We start from the raw sequence: 20,935 nt of genomic DNA, 5'->3' as shown, positions 1-20,935 counted from the left end.
AGCGCTCTCAGCTCCGGGGCCGTGCCGTTTGGGGACACTCATGAAGCCCACCGCACCTGCCCGTCGCACCTCCGCACGAACCCTTCTCGCCGCCGGCCTCGTCACGAGCCTCGCGCTCGCGACCGGATGCACCAAGTCCGAGGACGACTCGGGCACGAAGCCCTCCGCCTCGAAGCAGGACGACGCCGGCCAGGTGGTCGCCTCGCCCGGCACCGCCTCCGGCCCGACCTGCACCATCGACGCCTACGGCGGCCGGAAACTCGATCTGAAAAGCGCCACCGTCGGCTTCTCCCAGTCCGAGAAGGAGGCCAACCCCTTCCGGATCGCGGAGACCGCCTCCATCAAGGCCGAAGCCAAAGCCCAGGGCGTCAGACTGCTCACCGCCAACGCCCAGTCGCAGTTCTCCAAGCAGATCAGCGACGTCCAGGACCTCATCGCCAAGGGCGCGAACCTGCTGGTCATCGCCCCGCTCAACTCCGACGGCTGGGAGCCGGTGCTGCGCACCGCGGCCGCCAAGCACATCCCGATCGTGACCATCGACCGCAAGATCAACGCAGCGGCCTGCAAGGACTATGTGAGCTTCATCGGCTCCGACTTCACCGAGCAGGGCAAACGGGCCGCGGACCAGATGATCCAAGCGACCGGCGGCAAGGGCGAGATCGCCATCCTGCTCGGCGCGGCCGGCAACAACGTGACCACCGAGCGCACCGCGGGCTTCGAGGACCGCATCAAGGAGAAGGCACCCGGCCTGAAGGTCGTGTTCCGTCAGACCGGCGATTTCGCCCGTGAGAAGGGCCAGTCGGTCACCGAGAACCTCATCCAGTCCAAGCCCGGCATCACCGGGATCTACGCGGAGAACGACGAGATGGGTCTCGGCGCCGTCAACGCCCTCAAGGGCGCGGGCAAGAAGGCCGGCGACGTCAAGATCGTGACCATCGACGGAACCCGCAACGCCGTACAGAGCATCGTGGACGGATGGATCTACGCGGTGATCGAGTCCAACCCGCGCTTCGGGCCGCTCGCCTTCCAGACCCTCGACACCTTCACCAAGGGCGAGAAGGTCGGGCAGGACATCGTTATCAAGGACAGCGCCTACGACAAGAGCAATGCCCGGTCGGACCTCGGCAAGGCCTACTGACGTGCTCTCGGTCACGCAGCTGTCCAAGACCTTCCCCGGCGTGCGCGCGCTGTCCGACGTGGACTTCACCGCGCGCGCCGGGGAGGTGCACGCGCTCGTCGGCGAGAACGGCGCGGGCAAGTCGACGCTCATCAAGGTGCTCACCGGGGTGTACCGGCCCGACCACGGCGAGGTGACGTACGACGCAGAGCCCGTCCGCTTCACCACACCGCTGCAGGCCCAGCAGGCGGGTATCTCCACCATCTACCAGGAGGTCAACCTCGTCCCGCTCATGAGCGTGGCCCGCAACCTGTTCCTCGGCCGCGAACCGCTGGGCCGGCTGGGCCTGATCGACTTCCGGCGCATGCACCGCGAGGCCGACGAGGCACTGCGCGGACTCGGCATCCGGGTCGACGTGCACCGACCGCTGCGCGAACTCAGCGTCGGCGCACAGCAGATGGTCGCGCTCGCCCGCGCCGTCGCCGTCGAGGCCCGCGTCGTCATCATGGACGAGCCGACCTCCTCCCTCGAACCACGCGAGGTCCAGACCCTGTTCGAGGTGATCCGCATGCTGCGCGAGCGCGGCGTCGCGGTCGTCTACGTCAGCCACCGCATGGACGAGCTGTACGAACTCTGCGACACGATCACCGTCCTGCGCGACGGACGCGTCGTGCACACCGGCCCGCTCGCCGAGCTCGACCGGCTGCGGCTGGTGGCCATGATGCTCGGCCGGGAGATCGGCGAGGTACGCGCGGAAGGCATGACCAAGTTCTCCGGCTCGCACGACACCGACGCCGAACCCGTGCTCACCGCCACCGAGTTGACGGTACGGCACAGTCTGCGGAACGTGTCGCTGGCGGTCCGGCCCGGCGAGGTCGTGGGCCTGGGCGGGCTGCTCGGCTCCGGCCGCAGCGAGACCGCGAAGGCCATCGCCGGGGCCCTGCCCACCGACACCGGCCGGGTCGTCGTCGCCGGCGTCCCGGTACGGGCGGGCTCGACCGCCGCCGCGATCCGCGCCGGCATCAGCCTGCTGCCGGAGGACCGCAAGAGCGAGGGCATCATGCCGGGTCTGTCGGTCCGCGAGAACATCGCGCTCGCCGCGCTGCCCGGGCTGTCGCGCTTCGGCCTCGTCGACGACGCCCGCGTCGACCGGATCGTGGAGACGTTCATGAAACGGCTCCGGATCAAGGCCGCGGGAGCGCACCAGAAGGTCGGCGAACTCTCCGGCGGCAACCAGCAGAAGGTCCTGCTGGCCCGCTGGCTCGCCCTGCACCCGAAGGTCCTGCTCCTGGACGAGCCGACCCGCGGCATCGACGTCGGCGCCAAGGCCGAGGTGCAGGCACTCATCGACGAACTCGCCGACGACGGCCTCGCCGTGCTGCTGATCTCCTCCGACACCGAGGAACTGATCGAGGGCAGCGACCGTGTGGTGGTCCTCAAGGACGGCGTCGTGGTCCGCGAGCTGACCGGTGACGCCGTCACCGAGGGCGAGCTGATGCGCGCCATCGCCGCCGTACCCGCTGGAGAAAGCGATGACTGAACTCACCTTCGCGCGTGGCACGCTGGACCGTACCCGGCTACTGCGCCTGCTGCAGGACTACGGCGTGTACGCCGGCGTCCTGGCGCTGCTGCTGTTCAACTTCGCCTTCACCCCCCACTTCGCCTCCTCGGAGAACTTCCGCACCCAGGCCGTCCAGGTCGCCCCCGTCCTGGTCGTCGCGCTGGGCATGGCGCTGGCGATCGGCACCGAGGGCGTCGATCTGTCGGTGGGCTCGGTGATGGCCCTGGCCACCTCCCTGCTCTCGCTCTACCTCGGTTACGGACCATGGATCGCCGCGTTGATCGCGTTGATCGCGGGTGCCGTGGTCGGCGTCGCGAACGGCGCGCTGATCGCGTTCGTCGGCGTCCAGCCCATCGTCGCCACCCTCGCCCTGATGGTCGCCGGACGCGGACTGGCCCTGGTCCTGCTGCCCCAGCTCAAGGACGTACGCGATCCGGGCCTTGCGGCACTCGGCTCCGGCGACGTGCTTGGCGTGCCCTACCTGGTCCTCATCGCCGCGGCGCTCGCGGTGCTGGTCGCGTTCGTGATGCGCCGCACCACCTTCGGGCGGCAGGTCCTGGCCATCGGTGACAGCCGGCCGGCGGCCCGGCTCGCCGGACTCCCGGTACGCCGGGTCCTGGTCGTGGTCTACGTCTGCTCCGGCGCCCTCGCCGCGATCGCGGGCGTGCTCGCCACCGCCCGCCTCGCCGCGAGCGACCCCACCTCCCTCGGCACCCTGATGGAACTGTCCGCCATCACCGCAGTGGTCGTCGGCGGCACCCCGCTCAGCGGCGGACGGGTGCGCATCGGCGGCACCGTCGCGGGCGCCGTGCTCATCCAGTTGCTCACCACCACCCTCATCAAGCACGATCTGCCGCCGTCGTGGACCCAGATCGCCCAGGCCGTGGTGATCGTCCTCGCCGTCTACGCGGCCCGGGAACGAGGCAGGCGATGACCACGCAGACCGAAGAGGCCGGAATGCCGACCGACACCGTGAGCCGCAAGGGCGCCGGTCCCGGGCACATGAACCGTTCCGAGCGGCTGAGCGGGCTCGCCCAGCAACACGGCGCCCTGGTCACCCTCGTGGTCGCCATGGCCGTGGCGTCGCTGAGCTTCGACACCTTCCTCACGGGCGACAACCTGGAGAACATGGCGCTGTCCTCGGCGTTCCTCGCCGTGGTCGCCCTCGGCATGACGTTCGTGATCGTCACCGGCGGCATCGACCTGTCGGTGGGCTCGCTGTTCGCCCTCGGCGGCGTCCTCGCCGCCTGGGGCTCGCAGTACGGCACGGCGGTGGCCCTGCTGCTGCCGCTTGCCGTCTGCGGACTGATCGGCCTGGTCAACGGAGTACTGATCGCGCACGTCCGGCTGGCGCCGTTCATCGTCACCCTGGCGGCGATGCTGGGCGCCCGGGGCATCCTGCTGGCCATCACCGACGAGGGCTCGAAGACGTATCTCGTCGACAAGGACTCCTTCTTCGCCACCCTCGGACAGGGCTCCCTGGGCGGCATCGGAGTACCCGTGTGGATCACCGTGGCACTGTTCGCGCTCGGCGCCGTCGTGCTGCGCCGGACCAGATTCGGCCAGTACGTCTACGCGGTCGGCGGCAACGAGGACGCGGGGGCCCTGATGGGCGCACCGGTGGCCCGTACGAAGATCTCCGTCTACACGCTGTCGGGCCTGTGCGCCGGGCTCGCCGGCGCGCTGAACGCGGCCTGGCTGCTGTCCGGCGTGACCATTCTCGGCAGCGGCATGGAGCTGGAGGCCATCTCGGCCGTGGTCATCGGCGGCACCCTGCTCAGCGGCGGTTTCGGCTTCATCAGCGGCTCCCTCGTCGGGGTGCTGCTGCTGAAGGTCATCCAGAACGTGATCAACCAGATCGGCTCGCTCGACTCCGCCTACCAGCAGGTCGTCAGCGGAGCCTTCCTGGCCGTGGTGGTGGTTGCCCAGACATGGCTGGGCCGGAGACGGAGAGTGCTGTGAAAACATCCTTGTCGAGATCCCGCCGCAGGCCGGGGCGCCGCGCCGTCGTCGGGACGGTGGCCGTCGCGGCGCTGGGGCTCTGCCTGGTCACCCCGGGCGTGGGGGCGGCGGACACCGGGAGCCGGCCGAACCGTCCCTCCGCTGTCACCGTGCAGGACGCCCGCTTCGAAGTCCTGTCACCGACACTGATCCGTACGGAGTACGCGGGGGACGGCCGCTTCGAGGACAGCCCCACCTTCAACGCCGTCGGCCGGGACTCCTTCACTCCGCCCCCCTACACCTCGTCCGTCAGCGGCGGTGTCCTGACCATCACCACCAGCGCCATGACCCTGCGCTACCGGGTGGGCTCCGGACCCTTCGACGCCGACAACCTGACGACCACCTTCAAGGCAGGGCAGAAGCCGGTGCTCGCGGCGCCCTGGCAGCACGACGTCTGCGCCGTCGGTGCCCTGTGCGAGGCGGAGGACCAGCTGTACGACGGCCCGGGCCTGGCCACGGATCACAGCGGGTTCACCGGCAAGGGCTTCCTCGCCGGTTTCGAGGTCGACAACAACTCCCTGGCCGCGGACGTGCAGGCATCGTCCGCCGGTACCTACGATCTCGCCGTGCGCTACGCCAACGCGGTGGGCGGCGACGGACACCACGAGGCCCGCACCCTCAGCCTCAGCGTGGACGGCGGCGCGGACAGGACGTTCACGCTTCCCACGACAACGGACTGGAACACCTGGGGCGTGGCCCGCCTGCCGCTGACGCTCGGCGCCGGTCCGCACACCGTCAGACTGCACCGCGCCGCCGCCGACTCCGGAAGCGTCAACATCGACAGCCTCGCCCTCCTCACCTCCGGTGCCACCTACCCCACCCGAGCGCAGACCACGGTCAACGGCTGCCGGTTCGGGACCAGTTGCGAAGCCGAGGACGCCCTCCTGGCAGGCTCTGCCGTCATCGCCACCGATCACAGGAGTCATGCCGGCTACGGCTTCACCGCCGAACTCAACCAGGGATCAGGTATCTCGGACCGGATCACCGGCGTACCCGGCGACGGCACCTACCTGCTGAACCTGCGCTACGCCAACGGCACCGGCAGCGACGGCCTGCACCAGCCACGGACGATCGAAGTCGGCACCGGCGACGGGACCTCCCACACTCTCACGCTCCCGGCCACCGACAACTGGGACACCTGGCAGTCGGCCTCCGTCCCCGTCGAGTTGAAGGCGGGCACCGACCAAGTAACCCTGAACTGCCCGGAGTCGACCAGCTGCCACGTCAATCTGGACACCCTCGCCCTGAGCCGGCAAGGAGAGGCCGCCCCCGCACCCCACCTCGCCCTGGGCGGCTACCGTCGCAGCCTCGACGGACTCAACGGCGACACCGAACCCACCCCCTGGACCACGCCCGGACTCCTGCACCGGGACGGCTGGTACCTGCTCGACGACACCCCCTCAGCGGTCTACGACACCGGCACCAAGAAGGCCACTCCACGCCCCGCCCACGGCGGCCGGCCCTACCAGGACGGCTATCTCTTCGGCTTCGGACACGACTACCAGCAGGGTCTGTCCGACCTCGCCACGCTGACCGGGCCGTCACAGTTGCTGCCCCGCTGGGCCTACGGCGTCTGGTACTCGGAGTACATCGACCGCACGGCGAGCGACTACGAGAACACCATCCTGCCCGCGTTCCGCGCCGCGGACGTCCCTCTGGACGTGCTGGTCACGGACACCGATTTCAAGTCGCCGAACACCTGGAGCGGTTGGAACTTCGACCCGGCCAAGTTCCCCGACCCCAAGGCCTTCTTCGACTGGTCCACCGGCCAAGGGCTGCACAACACCCTGAACGTGCACCCGAGCATCCTCGGCTCCGACCCGCAGTTCGCGAAGGCCCAGAGCACGGCCAAGGGCAAGCTGAGGAAAGGCGGTTGCGCGGGCAGCGCCGGCTCGGACTGCTACACCTTCGACTTCGGCGATCCCGACCAGCTCAAGGCCTACCTCGACCTGCACCGTCCGTTGGACCAGGCCGGCAACGACTTCTGGTGGCTGGACTGGTGCTGCGACGCCTCCCGCTCCTCCCAGTCCGGAGCCACCCCGGACGCGTGGATCAACCAGAAGTACGCCGACCTCACCTCCGAGACCAGCGACCGCGGCTTCGTCCTGTCCCGCGCCTACGGCTCCCTCCAGGCCGGCGGTTACAGCGGCGGCGTAGGCCTGCCCACCGGCCCCTGGGCCGACAAGCGCAGTACGCTCCACTTCACCGGTGACACGACGTCGAACTGGGGCACCCTGCGCGCCGAAATCGGCTATACGCCGGGGGAGTCGGCCGCCACCGGCCTCGCCGCCGTCAGCCACGACATCGGCGGCCACAACGACGGATACGGCATCCCCGGATCCGAGACGTACACCTCGAACGGCCAGACCCACCGCACCACCAAGCTGCCCGACGACCTGTACGCACGGTGGGTGCAGTTCGGCACCTTCCAGCCCGTCGACCGTCTGCACAGCAACCACAGCGACCGCCTGCCGTGGCAGTACGGCCCCCAAGCACGGAATTCCGCGGAGAAGTTCCTCCGGCTGCGCGAGGCGCTCGTGCCGTACACGTACACCCTGGCGCACGAGGCCAACACCACCGGCGCCCCGATCGTCCGCCCGCTGTACCTGCAGTACCCGGAGGAGGAGAACGCCTACACCAAGGCGGACAGCGAGTACCTCTACGGCCCCGACATGCTGATCGCACCCGTCACCACACCCGGCACCGACACCACCACGTCGGTGTGGTTCCCTCCCGGGCAGTGGACGGACTACTTCACCGGCCGCACCTACACCGCACCCGCCGGCGGAGCGACGTACGACATCACGACCACCCTGGACACCATGCCGGTCTTCGTCCGGGCGGGCGGCATCGTCACCACCCGGTCCGACAACGTGCCCGACGACGCCCAGAGCCCGCTCGACAAGGTCAGCGTCACAGTGGCCCCGGGAGCATCCGGCGCGTTCTCCCTCTACGAGGACGACGGCACCACCTCGCATGCCGGTCGTACGGCAACCACCCGGATCCGCTACACCGAGCACAAGGACGCACACCTGCTGAAGATCGCCCCTGCCAAGGGAACCTTCCGAGGACAGGCGGCCCACCGAACCTGGACCGTGTCCTTCCTCGGCGTGAACGAACCACCGACGGAGGTGACCGCGGACGGCACCCGCTTGACCGCCTCGGCCTGGCACTGGGACGCCGACACCCACGTACTGCGGATCACCACGCCCGCGCACGGCATCCGGGCTGCCACGGCCGTCGCGTACAGGTAGAAGGCCGGGACTGGTGCAGGCCCTGCCGCGCATGTCGTGCCTGGCGGCAGGGCCTGGTAGCCCTCGTCATCACCCCTCGTCGGCCAGGGGCGGGGACCAGGGCTACTCCTCGGGGGCGGCCTCGGTGCCGGTGACGATACGGCGGATCGTCTCCAGCGGCAGCTTCGGCGAACCGTCCGTGTAGAGGAGGCCGTTGGTCTCCTGGGCGGTGTCCATGAACTGCGTGTAGCAGAAGCCCGCGACGATCGGGCTCGTGTGCAGTACCCCGAAGATCTCGCCGAGCAGGGCGGCGTACTGCGTGTCCGAGCTGGTCCGCGTGTAGGAGAACTCGTCCTCCTCGGCGCCCACGGAAAGACCGCCGAACTCCGTGACCATCAGAGGGACTTCACCGGCGCGGTAGCGCTCCGTCTGCCGTGCGTCGAGGGAGAGGGTCCGCCCGGCCGGGCCCGGCGAGGCCAGCAGCGCTTCGAACCCGGCGACGTCGCCGTAGCGGCGGGTGAGCAGCTCGGGGTCGGAGGAGTAGTCGTGCACACCCATGATGTCGCTGTCGGTGTGCTCCCAGCCCTCGTTGGACATGACCGGGCGGGTCGGGTCCAGGGCGCGGGTCAGGTTCGCGAGCGCGACCGTGTAGGCCTGCTGCGCCGGGTCGTTGGCGACGTCGGAGCAGCCCCAGCTCTCGTTGACCGGCACCCAGGTGACGATCGAGGGGTGGCTGCGGTCACGCCGCACCATGTCCAGCCACTCACGGGTGAGCAGCTCCACGGCCTCGGTGCCGTACTCGTACGCGGCCCCGGTCTCGCCCCACACCAGCAGGCCGAGCCGGTCGGCCCAGTACAGGAAGCGGGGGTCCTCGGCCTTCTGGTGGATACGGACCGCGTTGAACCCCATCGCCTTGATCAGCTCGACCTCGCGGCGCAGTTCTCCGGTGCCGGAGTTCGCGATCAGGGTGTCGGGGCGGTAGCCCTGGTTGAGGACCGAACGCACGTAGTAGGGGCGGTTGTTGAGCAGGAAGGCGCCCCGGCCGACGCCGGCGCTGCGCAGGCCGACGTAGCTGGCGACGGTGTCGAGCACCTGGGAGGTGGCGGTGTCGCGGACGGTCACCCGCGCGTCGATCAGCGTGGGCCGCTCGGGGCTCCACAGCAGATCCTCGCGGTCGATGCCGTTGCGCAGGGCGGCCACGACGAGGTCGATGCGGCTGCGCGGGGTGCGGACGGCGGTGGTGGACTCGGCGAGCACCTCGCCGTCGTGGCTGAGGACGATCTCGACGCTGACCGGGGCGGCGGGCACCGAGGCGAGGGTGATCTCGGCCTCGACACCGCGCGTCGGGTCGGGGATCCAGGCCAGGTCGGTGACGTGCTGAGCGGAGACGGTCTCGGTCCACACGGTCTGCCAGATGCCGGTGGTCCGCTCGTACCAGACCGCGTGCGGCCGGTCCTGCCAGTCCTGCTTGCCGCGCGGCTGTGCCAGGTCGGCCGGGTGGTCCTCGGCGCGGACGACGAGGACGTGCTCGGCGGTGCCGGGGCGCAGGGCGTCGGTGACGTCGGCGGTGAAGGGCGTCTGACCGCCCACGTGCTCGGCGACCAGGCGGCCGTCGAGCCAGACCCTGGCGCGGTGGTCGACCGCGCCGAAGTGCACCAGGGCCCGGTCGCCGCCGCTGACGGCGAGGACCTCGTGGGGTATGCGGCGGCGGTACCAGACCACCGCGTGCGGCGCGATCTCGCCGATGCCGGAGGCGGGGGCCTCCGGCGGGAAGGGCACGGTGATCTCCCGGTCGAACGCGTCGGCCGGCTCCTGGGAGAACCATGCGTCGCGCTCGCCCTGGCCGGCGTCGTCGTACCCGAAGTCCCAGACGCCGTCGAGGCTGTGCCACCGCTCCCGCTGCAGGATCGGCCTCGGATACGTCCCATCCTGCTCGATCGCGCTCACGGACCCTCCTCCTGCCTTTTCCGGAATTCCCGGCATAGGCGTTTCTACGACTCGAAGCCCTGCCATCATGAGTGATCGTTTGCATCGATGCAAGGATCTGATGGGATGCGAGGCTGAGACGGACCCCGGTGCGGCAGACTCTGAGAGCCTGCCGGGCGTCCGACCCGGGCCACCCGGCAGGCCCTGAGAGTGCCGGCGCGACGGGAAGGAGGCCCCAGTGGCCAGAGTGCGGATGCGGGACGTGGCCGAGCACGCCGGGGTGTCGGTGCGGACGGTGTCGAACGTGGTCAGCGGCTACTCGCACGTGAGCCCCGAGACCCGCGCCAAGGTGCAGCGCTCGCTCGACGAACTGGGCTACCGCATGGACTACCTGGCCCGCGGCCTGCGCTCGGGCCGCACCGGCTTCATCGCCCTCGCGGTGCCCTTCCTCGCCGAGCCCTACTTCGCCGAGCTGGCCCAGGCCGTCATCCGGGCCGCGGGCCGGCGCGACATCACGGTGCTCGTCGAGTCGACGGCGGGCGACCGCGAGGTGGAGCGGCGGATCATCGAGGGCGGCCTGACCAATGTCGCCGACGGGGTGCTGCTGAGCGCCCTGACCCTGCCGGCCAGCGACATCGCCGCCAAGAGGCCGGACTTCCCGCTGGTCATGCTGGGTGAGCACAGCGTCGGCGACCAGTTCCCGCGGGTCGGCATCGACAACGTGGCGGCCGCGCGCACCGCGGTCGAGCACCTGTTGGAGCAGGGCTGCCGCTGGATCGTCGCGCTCGGCCGCAACGGCAGCGAGAACGGTCGCCAGCGTACCGAGGGGTATGAGCAGGCGATGTCGGCGGCCCGGGTGCGGCGGGTGAACTGGCTGGTCGTACCGGTCGAGGACTGGACCAGGGAGCAGGGCTACGCGGCCGTGCGGGACCTGCTGGAGGGCGACGGTCCGCTGCCCGACGCCATCTTCGCCTTCAATGACGCGCTCGCCGTCGGCGCGCTGCGGGCCCTGGACGCCTCCGGGGTGCGGGTGCCCGAGGAGGTCGCCGTCGTCGGCATCGACGCCATCCAGGAGTCGGCCTACACCCACCCGCCGCTCACCTCCATCGCCCCCGACCTCGACGCCATCGCCGAGCGTTCGCTGGCCCTGCTGGAGGCCCAGATGCAGCCTCCCGCGGAGCCCGAGGAGACCGAGCCGGGCAAGGACGCGCAGGTGGGAGCGGCGGTGGCGGCTCCCCAGGAGGCCACGCCTTACCGGCTGGTCGTGCGGGAGTCCTCGCGTCGCGAGCCCGCCCAGGAGTGACCGGGGCCAGGCGCACGCTGTGACATCTGTCGGTGTGTGAACCCCGTCGCGGTGGACGACGGACCGACAGGTGCAGGGTGGGATCCGGCATGTCGGACACGGTGGATTCAAGGGAACGGGGTCGGTGGGGCGCGGCGGCGACCCGGAAGCTTCTTCCGAACGATCTATTGCATCGTTGCAAAACCTATGCGAGGGTCTGCGCCATCGAGTTCACATCGATTTAACGAGGTGAATACCCCCATGAGCGGAGCGATGGCGCGCCGACGGTTGCTGGCCCTCGGTGGTGGCCTTGCCCTGACCGGAGGGCTCGCGGCGTGCTCCTCCCCGCTCGCGTCCGGCCTGACGGGTTCGCAGCCGAACACGGCGGATGTCATCTTCTGGAACCTCTTCACCGGCGGTGACGGCGCCAACATGGTGCTGATGGAGAAGGCGTTCCAGAAGGCCAACCCGGGAACGACGGTCGAGGCGACCATCCTGGGCTGGGGCAATCCGTACTACACGAAGCTGGCACTGGCCACCGCGAGCGGCACACCGCCGGACGTCGGCATCACCCACCTGTCGCGGCTTCCGCTGCTGGCCGCCTCCGGCCTGCTGCAGCCGATCGAGCGGACCCCCCTCGGGGAGCTGGGTGTCACCGAGGACAAGTTCACCCCGGCGGCCTGGAACAACGCCACCGTGGACGGCACGGTGTACGCGATTCCCCTGGATACGCACCCCTTCGTCCTCTATTACAACGTCGACATCGCCCGCAAGGCGGGCCTGCTGAACTCCGCCGGCGACGGCCTCGTGCCCCTCAAGGGCAAGGCGGACTTCCTCGACGCGGTGAAGGCGATGAAGAACGCGGGCGGCGCCAAGTTCGGCGCGGTCATGTCCATCACGGCCGACCCGTCCACCGCCTGGCGCTTCTTCAGCATGGTCTACTCCGGCCTCGCCGGCCCGATCGTCACCGACTCCGGCACGAAGATCGCCATCGACGACGAGGCGATGCAGGAGACGGTCGCCTTCATGCAGAGCCTGACCGGCCCCGGCCTGATGCCGAAGAACCTCACCGGCGCCGGCGCCAACGCCCTCTTCAGCACGGGCAAGTCCGGCTTCCTCTTCGACGGCGAATGGCAGATCCCGTCGTACCGCGCGGTCAAGAACCTGAAGTTCAACGTGGTGCCGTTCCCGGCGCTGCTCGGCTCCAAGCCGGTGGCGTACGCCGACTCGCACGCGCTGATCCTGCCGCGCAACGACCGCGGTGACGAGACCCGCACCCGCAACGCGTCGAAGTTCGTCAAGAGCCTCCTCGACAGCAGCGCGGTGTGGGCCGAGGGCGGGCACATCCCCGCCTGGCTGCCCACGCAGCAGAGCAAGGCGTTCCTCGGCCAGTCGCCGCAGCGCAACTACGTCCAGGCCGCCTTCAACGCCCGGTACGACCCGGTCGCCTGGTACACCGGCGCCGGCTCGGACTTCCAGGGCGTGATCGGTGGCACGGTCATCGAGGCCCTCGCCGGGCGCATCTCGCCCACGGGCATGGCGGCCTCGATGCGCTCCGCTCTGAAGCGGTACACCACGTCCCGACCGCCGGTCACGATGAAGTAGGAGGCAGTCACCATGACGACCGTCGTCTCGACGCGACCGGCACCCGCCGCGGCCCCCGCGGACCTCACCGCCGACCGGCCCACCCCGGCCGAACGCCGGGCGGGTCGGCTCCTCACCGCCCCCTTCCTCATCGTCTACCTGCTCTTCCTGGTCGGCCCCCTCCTCGTCGGCGTGGTGCTGAGCCTCTTCAACACCACCACCGTCAAGAGCGGCCTCGGTGACTTCGTCGGCCTCTCCAACTACCGCGAGGTCCTCGGCGACTCCCTCTTCTGGGAGAGCATGTGGCACTCGGTCCTCTTCACCCTGCTGACCACACCCCCGCTGGTCATCCTCGCGCTGGGCGTCGCCGTCCTGGCCTCGCGCATGCGCCGCGGCCGGCTCTTCTACCGCATCGCCTTCTTCCTGCCCTACGTCGTGCCGTCCTCCGTGGTCACCCTGGTCTTCCTCTGGATGTACACCCCGCAGATCGGCCTCATACCGAAGGCATTCGGAGCCGTCGGACTGCCGGTGCCGGACTTCATCGGCAGCACCTCGGGCGGCTGGACAGCCGTCGTCCTGATGACCGTGTGGTGGACGTTCGGCTTCAACTTCGTCCTCTTCACCGCCGCGATCCAGGACGTCCCCGCGGACGTGTACGAGGCGGCGGCCATCGACGGCGCGAGCCCCTGGCAGCAGATCCGCCACATCACGGTGCCGCTGCTCGGCCGCACCACCAGCCTGGTGCTGATCCTGCAGATCCTCGCCTCGCTGAAGGTGTTCGACCAGATCTACCAGCTGCTCGGCGGCGGACCCAACCAGTCCACCCGGCCGGTCATCGAGTACATCTACGACACCGGCTTCACGGCCTACCGGGGTGGCTACGGCGCGGCCGCCACCATGGTGTATTTCGTCATCATCGTCGCGATCTCGGCGGCCTGGTACGGGCTGCGGCGCCGTCGCGCGACCAGCAGCGCGGCCTGAGCGGAGGACCCATGACCACCATCACCCAGCCGCAGCCCGCCGAAGCGAAGGGTGCCGTCAACGGCGCCAAGCTCTTCAATCGGCTCTGCGCCGTGTGCCTGACCCTGTTCGCCCTGATCTGGCTGGTGCCCTTCGTCTGGGCGCTGATCACCTCGCTGCGCGACGACGCCTCCATCACCCAGAGCCCCACGTCGATCTTCTCCGGAGGCTGGTCGCTGGACGCGTACTCGACGTCCTGGGACAACCATCCGATCGGCGCCTGGTATCTGAACAGCCTGGTGATCTCGGTACTCGCCGTGATCTTCACGGTGGCCTTCTGCTCCATGGCCGGATTCGCGCTGGCCTTCCTGCGCTTCCGCGGCCGGGGCGTGGTCATGGCCGTGGCCACCGCCGGCCTGATGCTGCCGACCGAGGCGCTGGTCCTGCCCCAGTTCATCGAGTACCGGTCGTTCCATCTGCTCGGCACGTTCTGGGCCCTGGTCCTGCCGTCGGTCGCGGCACCGATCTCGGTGTTCGTCTTCCACTCCTTCTTCCGTGGCATCCCCACGGCGCTGATCGAGGCGGCCCGGATCGACGGGGCGAGCTGGTGGCGCGTCTACGCCAACGTCTGCATGCCGATCTGCCGCCCGGCGGTGTCCACGGTCGCGATTCTCACCTTCATCAGCTCCTGGAACTCCTTCCTGTGGCCGCTGCTGGTCCTCAGCCAGACCAAGTCGCAGACCATCCCCGTGGGACTCGCCTCACTGGTGGACCCCAGCAGCCCCCAGTACGCCGAGGTCATGGCTTCCTCGGTCCTCGGGTTCATCCCGCTCATCGCGGTCTTCCTGGTCTTCCAGCGCCAGATCGTCCAGGGGATCGCCACGACCGGCATCAAGTGACACACCCGTCCCGCCGCTGCGGCGGTGCCACGTTCCGCGCCGGGAGACCGGAGCGGAAGACGGCACCGTCGCAGCGGAGTTCGAGGCCGGGAGCGCGGCCGGTTCGTGGGACACATCGACGCGGCGTCCTTGCGGCGGCGCGGTCAACGGCGGGACGCAAGCCGGGGCGGGAGCGGGAAGCCGTGCCGGGAACCGATCCGCCGCACCGCTCGGACGACGTCGTCACGGCGTCGGCGGCGCACGCCTTCCACGGGCTGGCTTCGTTCAGGTCCAGCGGTTCCGGCTCAGCTTCCGTGCTGCTTGCCGGCGGTCAGCGCGTCGGCGAGCCGCGCGGCCGGGTCGCCGTCGAATCGATGCTGCGACTGCCCGGTCGGCCAGGTGGAGATGGAGTCGCCGGGCCATCGCGGAACGACGTGGAAGTGCAGGTGGGGTACCGACTGTTCCGAGCCCGGTCCACTCGCGTTGAGGACGTTCACCCCCGTCGCGTTCAAACCCGAGCGCATGGCCCTTGCCAGACGCTGGACCAGCTCGACCGTCTCGGCCAGTACCTCGGTGGGCGTGTCGAAGACGTCGGCGTAGTGAGCCGTCGGTACCACCAGGGTGTGCCCTGGAGCGAGAGGGCCGAGCGGGGTGAACGCGCAGGCGGACGGGCCACGGGCTACCCATTGCGCACTGTCGTCGCGGATGAGCCGGCAGAAGGGGCACGACATGCGGACGACCCTGCCACAAGCCGCCGGCTCGCGATTGAGGGGCACCCCTGGCTCGCGGCGCCACAGAAGCTGAGCCAGAGCCCGAGTTCTGACTGCACCGGGCTCCGCGCGGGGTCCGCCAGGCCCGCGAGGCGCTGTCACCGGCTGGGGCTAGGGTCCCTGGTGTGAGTGACTACCACGACCTGTTCCTGGCGGTGGACCTGCCGCCGGACCTGCCCGAGCCGGTACTTCTGGAACTGAGGTGGCTCCTCGGGCAGGGGGACGTGCCGACAGAGTTGAAGTCGACCGACTGGGAGTCATGGGGCGGTCCCTGGCAGGCCTTCGCCGGTGGCTCGGCGAGCCACTCGTTCGACGGGGCCGATGTCTCCCTGCTGGTCCGTGCCGTGGACAGGCCGAACACGGACGGCAGCGAACCGTGGGCCCTGACGGTCCGGACCTGCGTCCACGAGGACGATTTCGGGGTGACGATGGACGTCGTCGGGTGGCTTCTTCGACACGCGACCACACAAGGGTGGGTCGGGTTCGTCCGCGACTCCGGCCTGGGCCAGGTCCAACACCTCCTGCGCCGCGAGGACGGCTTCGATCTTGTCGATGTCCGCCCGGCCGTCATCCAGAGGAGCGTTCCCTGGTCATCGGGGTAGCCCGTCTCAAAGCGGGGCATGGGAAACGACGTTGCCGTCCCCGGGACGGGATGTCCCATCTGTGTCAGCTCCTCATCGGCCCTCGACGGACCTGTCGGTGCGGCGAGGACGGTCGATTCGAGCGGCTTCGAAATACTGACGAACCGGGAGCTCTGCAAAATGGGTCAGTCTCCGCAGGTGTGGGATGGGACACCTGGCTTGAGGGAGGTAAAGGTAGATGCCAACCCCTTCGCATAACGGCACGAGTTCGAAGAACGGCGCGAGTTCCGTCGTCATGTTCAAATCCGATCGGACCTTCAGGGTCTGGCGTTATGGGGTCGGACATTCTCAACTGCTCCTTCGGGCCGTTCCCGACAGCGTGGATACCGCATGCCTGGACCTGCGTTTCGAAGGTGTGAGTGCCATGCAGTTGGTCCAGCACTACAAGTCGATCGAGCTCTGCTCCGCGAGCATGGCCGAGACCGAGGAGATTCTCGGATTCTCCGGAATCAGCCCGTCCGGCAGAGAGATCCATCTGCCTGTCGTCCTTCGATCCAGGAGCGGATCAGGGTTTGTGCTGTGCCGAAGCGTTACTGCTGAGCGCGGCGGAGAAGACCCCGTCGGATCCGACTTCGCATGCGAGCAGCGCAGCGTCATCTGGAGTAGTCGCCCACGGTCGTAGGCGGACGGCGAGACGGCGACGACGAGTAGCGCCCCGCCGGAGCAGCCGTGACGATGACGGGCAGGCTCAGCGCAGCACGACGTCGAACACCATGTGGAAGAACGCGTCGATGGGGGAGGAGGACTTGTCGGCGCGGGCCGCGATCAGGGCACCTTCCCAGGCGCTGAGGACGAAGAGCGCGGTCGCCGACACGTCGAGCGAGGCGCTGACCTCGCCCGATTGCTGAGCCTCGGCAAGCACGCGCTCGATGTGCGAGGCCCACTGCTGGAAGCCGCGCTGGACCGCCGAGCGGATCTCGTCGGAGTGGTCGGCCACCTCGGCGCCGAAATTGCCGACCAGGCATCCGCGGACGAAGCCGCTGTCCATCGTGTCCGAGCCCATGAACTCGAAGTGCGTCCGGAGCCGTTCCAGCGGAGGACGCCCGGCCGTGTCGAGCATGTCGAAGCGCAGACCGGCGGCATAGCGGTCGAGCGCCTCCAGGGCGCAGTCCTCTTTGCTCGCGAAGTGGTTGTAGAAAGAACCCTTCGGGGCGCCGGCGGCCGAGGTGATGTCGCTGATGCCGGTGGCGTTGAAGCCCCGGGTGCGGAACTGCTCCAGTGCCGCCTGCGCGATCTCCTCGCGCTTCGATGCGCGTGCCATTCTGCTCACCTCCCCCTCAATATGTCCGGTCGTCTTAGTCGCTGTCAAGCCGGGGTCACGGGGCCCGTGCGCTTGTCCGGCCGGGCTTGACGCCGTCTAAGACGACTGGTCATATTGAAAGTGACATCGCCACACCGAGCCCCGCCGGCCCGTGCCGGCCGGGCGGTACCAAGGAGCCCTCCATGTCCACCACCTACCGAGCCTTCGAGGCCACCGGAGTCCACAACCTCCGGCTGGTCGAGCGCGAGCTGATCGACCCGGCGCCCGGACACGTCCGGCTCCGGGTGCAGACCTGCGGCGTCTGCCACACCGACGTCCTCGCCGTGGAGGGCATGCGTGCCGACCCGTCGAGTCCGATCGTGCCCGGCCACGAGATCGTCGGCGTGATCGACGCCGTCGGGCCCGGCGTCACCGCCTGGCATCCCGGCGACCGCGTCGGGGTCGGCTTCCTGAACGGACACTGCGGGGAGTGCGAGCCGTGCCGCCGGGGCGACTTCGTCAACTGCCTCGACCAGGGGCAGACCGGCACGAACATCGACGGCGGCTACGCCGAGGTGACCTACGCGCGTGCCAGCGGACTGGTCCGCATCCCCGACGGCATGTCCGCGGCCGAGGCCGCCCCGCTGCTGTGCGCCGGACTGACCACCTTCTCGGCGCTCCAGCAGGACTCCGTCCGGGCGGGCAGCCTGGTGGCCGTGCAGGGCATCGGCGGCTTGGGACACCTCGCCCTGCAGTACGCGCGCAGCCTCGGATACCGGGTCGTCGCCGTCGCTCGCGGCAAGGACAAGGAGCCGCTCGCCCGTGAGCTGGGCGCTCACGAGTACATCGACAGCTCGGAGACCGACCCCGGCGCGGCGCTGGCCGACCTGGGCGGCGCCTCGCTCGTCGTCGCCACGGCGTCGAGCGGCGCGTCCATGAACCCGCTGCTGCGCGGTCTGGCCCCCGGTGGGAAGCTCGTCGTCGTGGGTGCCGCGCCCGACCCGCTGTCGGTGTCCACCGCCGACCTGATCTTCGGTACCCGGAGCATCGTCGGCAGCCTGACCGGCTCGTCGATCGAGAACGAGGACAACCTCGGCTTCACCCTGGCCCACGGCATCCGCCCCGCCATCGAGACGATGCCCTTCGAGCGGGCCATGGACGCCTACGAGCGGATGCTCTCCGGCAAGGCGCGGTTCCGCGTCGTCCTCGACGTCGCCGCCTGATCGTCGTCCTCGCCGTCGCCGCCGGACCCGGCTCATCCCTCGCGCGGGGGCCGTACGGTCACGGCGGTCCGGCCTCGCGAGCGATGGCCGAGGCCGCCGGCCACGCCATGCCGGGGGCCGCGCGGGTCCCGCAGGTACAGGTCGCGTGCCGTGCGGTTCTCGGGGCGCGACCGTGGTGACGGTGGGTCTCGGCACCGGGTCCGTTGCCGGGCACGCGTCCGCCGGGGTGGGCGTCCGCTCCGGACGGTGCTCCCTCGCTGCCTCCCGTCCGCCTGGGCCGACTACAGGTCCAGCAGCGCCTGCTCGACGGCCTCCGTCAGAGCCGGGTGGATGTACAGGACGTCGTGCCCGATCCGGTCCACCGTCAGTCCCAGGGACATGGCCTGGATCAGGGGCTGGATGAGCGTCGCGGCCTGGGGCCCGATGATGTGCGCGCCCAGGAGCATGCGATCGGCCGGACTCGCGAGGAGTTTGACGAAACTGGTGGTGTCCTCCAGGGCCCACCCGTAGGCGGTCTGGGCGTAGTCGCGAACGCTCACCAGGCGGTCGATGCCGCGCCGCCGCGCCTCCTGTTCCGTGAGACCGACGCTGGCGATCTGCGGACTGGTGAACACCGCGTGCGGCGCCACCCTGTTCGGCAGCGTCCGCACGTCCTGCGGATGGAGGATGTTGTGCCGCACCACCCGCGACTCGGCGTTCGCCACGTGCTTGAGCTGGAAGTGGTTCACGGCGTCGCCGAGTGCCCACACCCCGGGCACGGACGTGCGGTAGGCGTCGTCGGTGACGATGTGACCGTGTTCGTCCAGCTCCAGCCCGCCGTCGACGGCCCGCAGCCGGTCGGTGTTGGGCCTGCGGCCGACGCACACCAGCAGCATGTCGGCCCCGACGGCGTGCTCACCGTCCGGACCCGCCACCACCGCCGCCACACCGTCCCCCTTCGGTGCGACCGAGGTGATCTCGGCGCCGAGCAGCACACGGTGCCGCTGTGAGGCGAGCTCGGTGAAGCGCTGCGACACCTGCTCGTCCTCCGCCATGAGCAGGCGTGGCCCGCGCTGCACGATCGTGACGTCCACGCCGAACGAAGCGAAGACGTGGCCGAACTCGGCCGCGATGAAGCCGCCGCCGAGCACCAGCATGGACGCGGGCAGGGCGTCGATCCGCATGATCGTGTCCGAGGTGTGGAAGGCGACGGTGTCGAGGCCGGGGATGTCCGGCACCACCGGCCTCGACCCGACCGCGACGACGAACGTCTCGGCGGTGATCCGCTCCGTCCCGACCTCCAGCACCTTCGGGGCGACGAAGCGGGCCGCCTCGGTGAAGACGTCGACGCCCTGGCCTCTGCGGTACTCCACCGCACTCTCGTGCAGCGGATCGATGCGGTCGAACACGCGGTCCCGGACGGACTTCCAGTCGACGTGCGCGACGCTCGCGTGGACGCCGAGGCGCCGTGCCGCCCGCGCGCCCTCGGCGGCGTCCGCGGCGACGACGAACATCTTGCTCGGTATGCACCCCCGGTTCAGACACGTGCCGCCGAAACGGTCCGGTTCGACGATGGCGGTCCGCAGGCGATCGAATTCCTCGGACAGCAGCATGTTGCCGCTGCCTGCCCCCAGGATGACGAGATCGTAGTGCCGCATGTCTTCCACCTTCCGTGGGCGGGACACCGGCCTCGCGCCGCATGGCTGTGAACGTGCGGTCCTGCTGATCACAATTCTGTCCGCATGCGCCGCTTTCCACCACTGCCGGACGTGAGGGCGCTCCGGCCCGCGGCCGGCGCGTCAGGACACCGTCCCGTCCCGCCGGTACGCCGATGGTGCGCTGGTCGGCCTTGCCGCCGTAGGTGATGCGCACGATCGCGCGCCAGATCCCGCGACCCGGGGCGGAGTGCGCCTGCGGAGAGGCGTCACGCCGTGGTCTGCCATCCGGGTTCCAGGCTGTCGAGGAGGGCGTGGAAGGCTTTGTGGGCCCGGTCCCAGTGGCCGTCGGCCAGCGGGGCGATCAGCAGGCCGAGGGAGGCGTCGGTCAGGAGGGTGGCCTGTGTGCGCGCCCGCTCTTCGGTCATGCCGAGGTCACGGAATACGGAGGTGTACAGGAGGGTCCATTCGGTGACGATGTCGCGCATGACGTGCCCGTAGCGGTCGGGGTGAAGCACGCTGGCGCTCATGATCTCGAAGTAGAGAGGGAATGTGGCGCGTACGTCGGGGTCGCTGAATTGTCGCCACACCTCCTCCAAGAAGCGGCGCAGGTCGGCGGGGCTCGCGGGCGGGCCGATGGCCTCCTGTAGTGCGCGGGTGCGCAGCAGGGGTCGACGCTCGTAGACGTCGAGGGCCTCGGCGACCATCCGTTCCTTGGTGCCGAAGTAGTAGAGGAGCATGCGGTCGCTGGTACCCAGGGCCTTGGCAAGAGGTCGCAGGGACAGGTCCGCGATGCCGTTGCGCATGACGTACTCGCGGACCCGGTCGAGAAGGTCGCGTCGCTTGGCTGGATCGGGTGGGCGAGGCATGGGGGCTCCTGGGGTC

16 protein-coding genes are annotated in these 20,935 nt (G+C 69.7%); 11 read left to right on the top strand and 5 right to left on the bottom strand.

The window, feature by feature from the left end:
- The first annotated feature begins 40 nt into the window (after window positions 1-40).
- From ACZ4N4_RS25140 to ACZ4N4_RS25120, 5 genes are read left to right on the top strand one after another with little or no spacing between them, the layout of a single operon-like run.
- Window positions 41-1,138 carry an ABC transporter substrate-binding protein gene (locus tag ACZ4N4_RS25140; protein ID WP_467592284.1) on the top strand — a complete coding sequence of 366 codons (1,098 nt, stop codon included), beginning with the start codon at window positions 41-43 and terminating at the stop codon, window positions 1,136-1,138.
- The gene (locus tag ACZ4N4_RS25135) at window positions 1,107-2,657 is read left to right on the top strand and encodes a sugar ABC transporter ATP-binding protein (RefSeq protein ID WP_467592282.1); all 1,551 of its coding nucleotides are present in this window, start codon (window positions 1,107-1,109) and stop codon (window positions 2,655-2,657) included. The genes ACZ4N4_RS25140 and ACZ4N4_RS25135 overlap by 32 nt, the downstream gene beginning before the upstream one ends.
- Window positions 2,650-3,612: an ABC transporter permease gene (locus ACZ4N4_RS25130; protein WP_467592280.1), complete on the top strand. Its 963-nt coding sequence runs from the start codon at window positions 2,650-2,652 to the stop codon at window positions 3,610-3,612. Before ACZ4N4_RS25135 ends, ACZ4N4_RS25130 begins: the two co-directional genes overlap by 8 nt.
- Window positions 3,609-4,640 carry an ABC transporter permease gene (locus tag ACZ4N4_RS25125; RefSeq protein WP_467592278.1) on the top strand — a complete coding sequence of 344 codons (1,032 nt, stop codon included), beginning with the start codon at window positions 3,609-3,611 and terminating at the stop codon, window positions 4,638-4,640. The genes ACZ4N4_RS25130 and ACZ4N4_RS25125 overlap by 4 nt, the downstream gene beginning before the upstream one ends.
- Window positions 4,610-7,933 (top strand): TIM-barrel domain-containing protein, encoded by a 3,324-nt coding sequence (locus tag ACZ4N4_RS25120; protein ID WP_467592276.1) that lies wholly within the window; start codon window positions 4,610-4,612, stop codon window positions 7,931-7,933. The genes ACZ4N4_RS25125 and ACZ4N4_RS25120 overlap by 31 nt, the downstream gene beginning before the upstream one ends.
- Before the next feature lie 102 nt (window positions 7,934-8,035).
- Here the strand turns inward: ACZ4N4_RS25120 and ACZ4N4_RS25115 are convergent, their stop codons facing one another.
- Window positions 8,036-9,859 carry a glycoside hydrolase family 2 protein gene (locus tag ACZ4N4_RS25115; protein ID WP_467592273.1) on the bottom strand — a complete coding sequence of 608 codons (1,824 nt, stop codon included), beginning with the start codon at window positions 9,857-9,859 and terminating at the stop codon, window positions 8,036-8,038.
- A gap of 217 nt (window positions 9,860-10,076) precedes the next feature.
- Between ACZ4N4_RS25115 and ACZ4N4_RS25110 the strand changes: the two genes are divergently transcribed.
- The 4 genes from ACZ4N4_RS25110 (at window position 10,077) to ACZ4N4_RS25095 (ending at window position 14,563) form a co-directional block, all read left to right on the top strand.
- Window positions 10,077-11,141, top strand: coding sequence for a LacI family DNA-binding transcriptional regulator (locus ACZ4N4_RS25110; RefSeq protein WP_467592271.1), 1,065 nt, complete (start codon window positions 10,077-10,079; stop codon window positions 11,139-11,141).
- Window positions 11,142-11,381: 240 nt separating this feature from the next.
- Window positions 11,382-12,725, top strand: coding sequence for an extracellular solute-binding protein (locus ACZ4N4_RS25105; protein WP_467592269.1), 1,344 nt, complete (start codon window positions 11,382-11,384; stop codon window positions 12,723-12,725).
- A 12-nt stretch (window positions 12,726-12,737) separates the two neighbouring features.
- Complete coding sequence (locus ACZ4N4_RS25100) at window positions 12,738-13,685, top strand: carbohydrate ABC transporter permease (protein WP_467592267.1); 948 nt, start codon at window positions 12,738-12,740, stop codon at window positions 13,683-13,685.
- Between the two features lie 11 nt (window positions 13,686-13,696).
- Window positions 13,697-14,563, top strand: coding sequence for a carbohydrate ABC transporter permease (locus ACZ4N4_RS25095; protein WP_382540596.1), 867 nt, complete (start codon window positions 13,697-13,699; stop codon window positions 14,561-14,563).
- 284 nt (window positions 14,564-14,847) lie between these two features.
- Here the strand turns inward: ACZ4N4_RS25095 and ACZ4N4_RS25090 are convergent, their stop codons facing one another.
- Complete coding sequence (locus tag ACZ4N4_RS25090) at window positions 14,848-15,273, bottom strand: HIT family protein (protein ID WP_453574394.1); 426 nt, start codon at window positions 15,271-15,273, stop codon at window positions 14,848-14,850.
- Window positions 15,274-15,437: 164 nt separating this feature from the next.
- On the opposite strand from ACZ4N4_RS25090, the gene ACZ4N4_RS25085 reads away from it, so the two are divergent.
- Complete coding sequence (locus tag ACZ4N4_RS25085) at window positions 15,438-15,914, top strand: hypothetical protein (protein WP_467592265.1); 477 nt, start codon at window positions 15,438-15,440, stop codon at window positions 15,912-15,914.
- Between the two features lie 727 nt (window positions 15,915-16,641).
- Here ACZ4N4_RS25085 and ACZ4N4_RS25080 read toward each other — a convergent pair.
- Entirely contained in the window at window positions 16,642-17,214 is a 573-nt protein-coding gene (locus ACZ4N4_RS25080; RefSeq protein WP_467592263.1) for a TetR/AcrR family transcriptional regulator, read from the bottom strand.
- Window positions 17,215-17,396: 182 nt separating this feature from the next.
- On the opposite strand from ACZ4N4_RS25080, the gene ACZ4N4_RS25075 reads away from it, so the two are divergent.
- Window positions 17,397-18,416: an alcohol dehydrogenase catalytic domain-containing protein gene (locus tag ACZ4N4_RS25075; protein WP_467592261.1), complete on the top strand. Its 1,020-nt coding sequence runs from the start codon at window positions 17,397-17,399 to the stop codon at window positions 18,414-18,416.
- Between the two features lie 281 nt (window positions 18,417-18,697).
- Here ACZ4N4_RS25075 and ACZ4N4_RS25070 read toward each other — a convergent pair whose 3' ends face one another.
- Window positions 18,698-20,053 (bottom strand): mycothione reductase, encoded by a 1,356-nt coding sequence (locus tag ACZ4N4_RS25070; RefSeq protein WP_467592259.1) that lies wholly within the window; start codon window positions 20,051-20,053, stop codon window positions 18,698-18,700.
- A 266-nt stretch (window positions 20,054-20,319) separates the two neighbouring features.
- Window positions 20,320-20,919: a TetR/AcrR family transcriptional regulator gene (locus tag ACZ4N4_RS25065; RefSeq protein WP_467592257.1), complete on the bottom strand. Its 600-nt coding sequence runs from the start codon at window positions 20,917-20,919 to the stop codon at window positions 20,320-20,322.
- Window positions 20,920-20,935: the final 16 nt, after the last annotated feature.

Source organism: Streptomyces sp. NPDC026538, assembly GCF_055567535.1.
The sequence above is the reverse complement of the archived record's forward strand: the minus strand, read 5'-3'. Positions and strand labels throughout refer to the sequence as shown.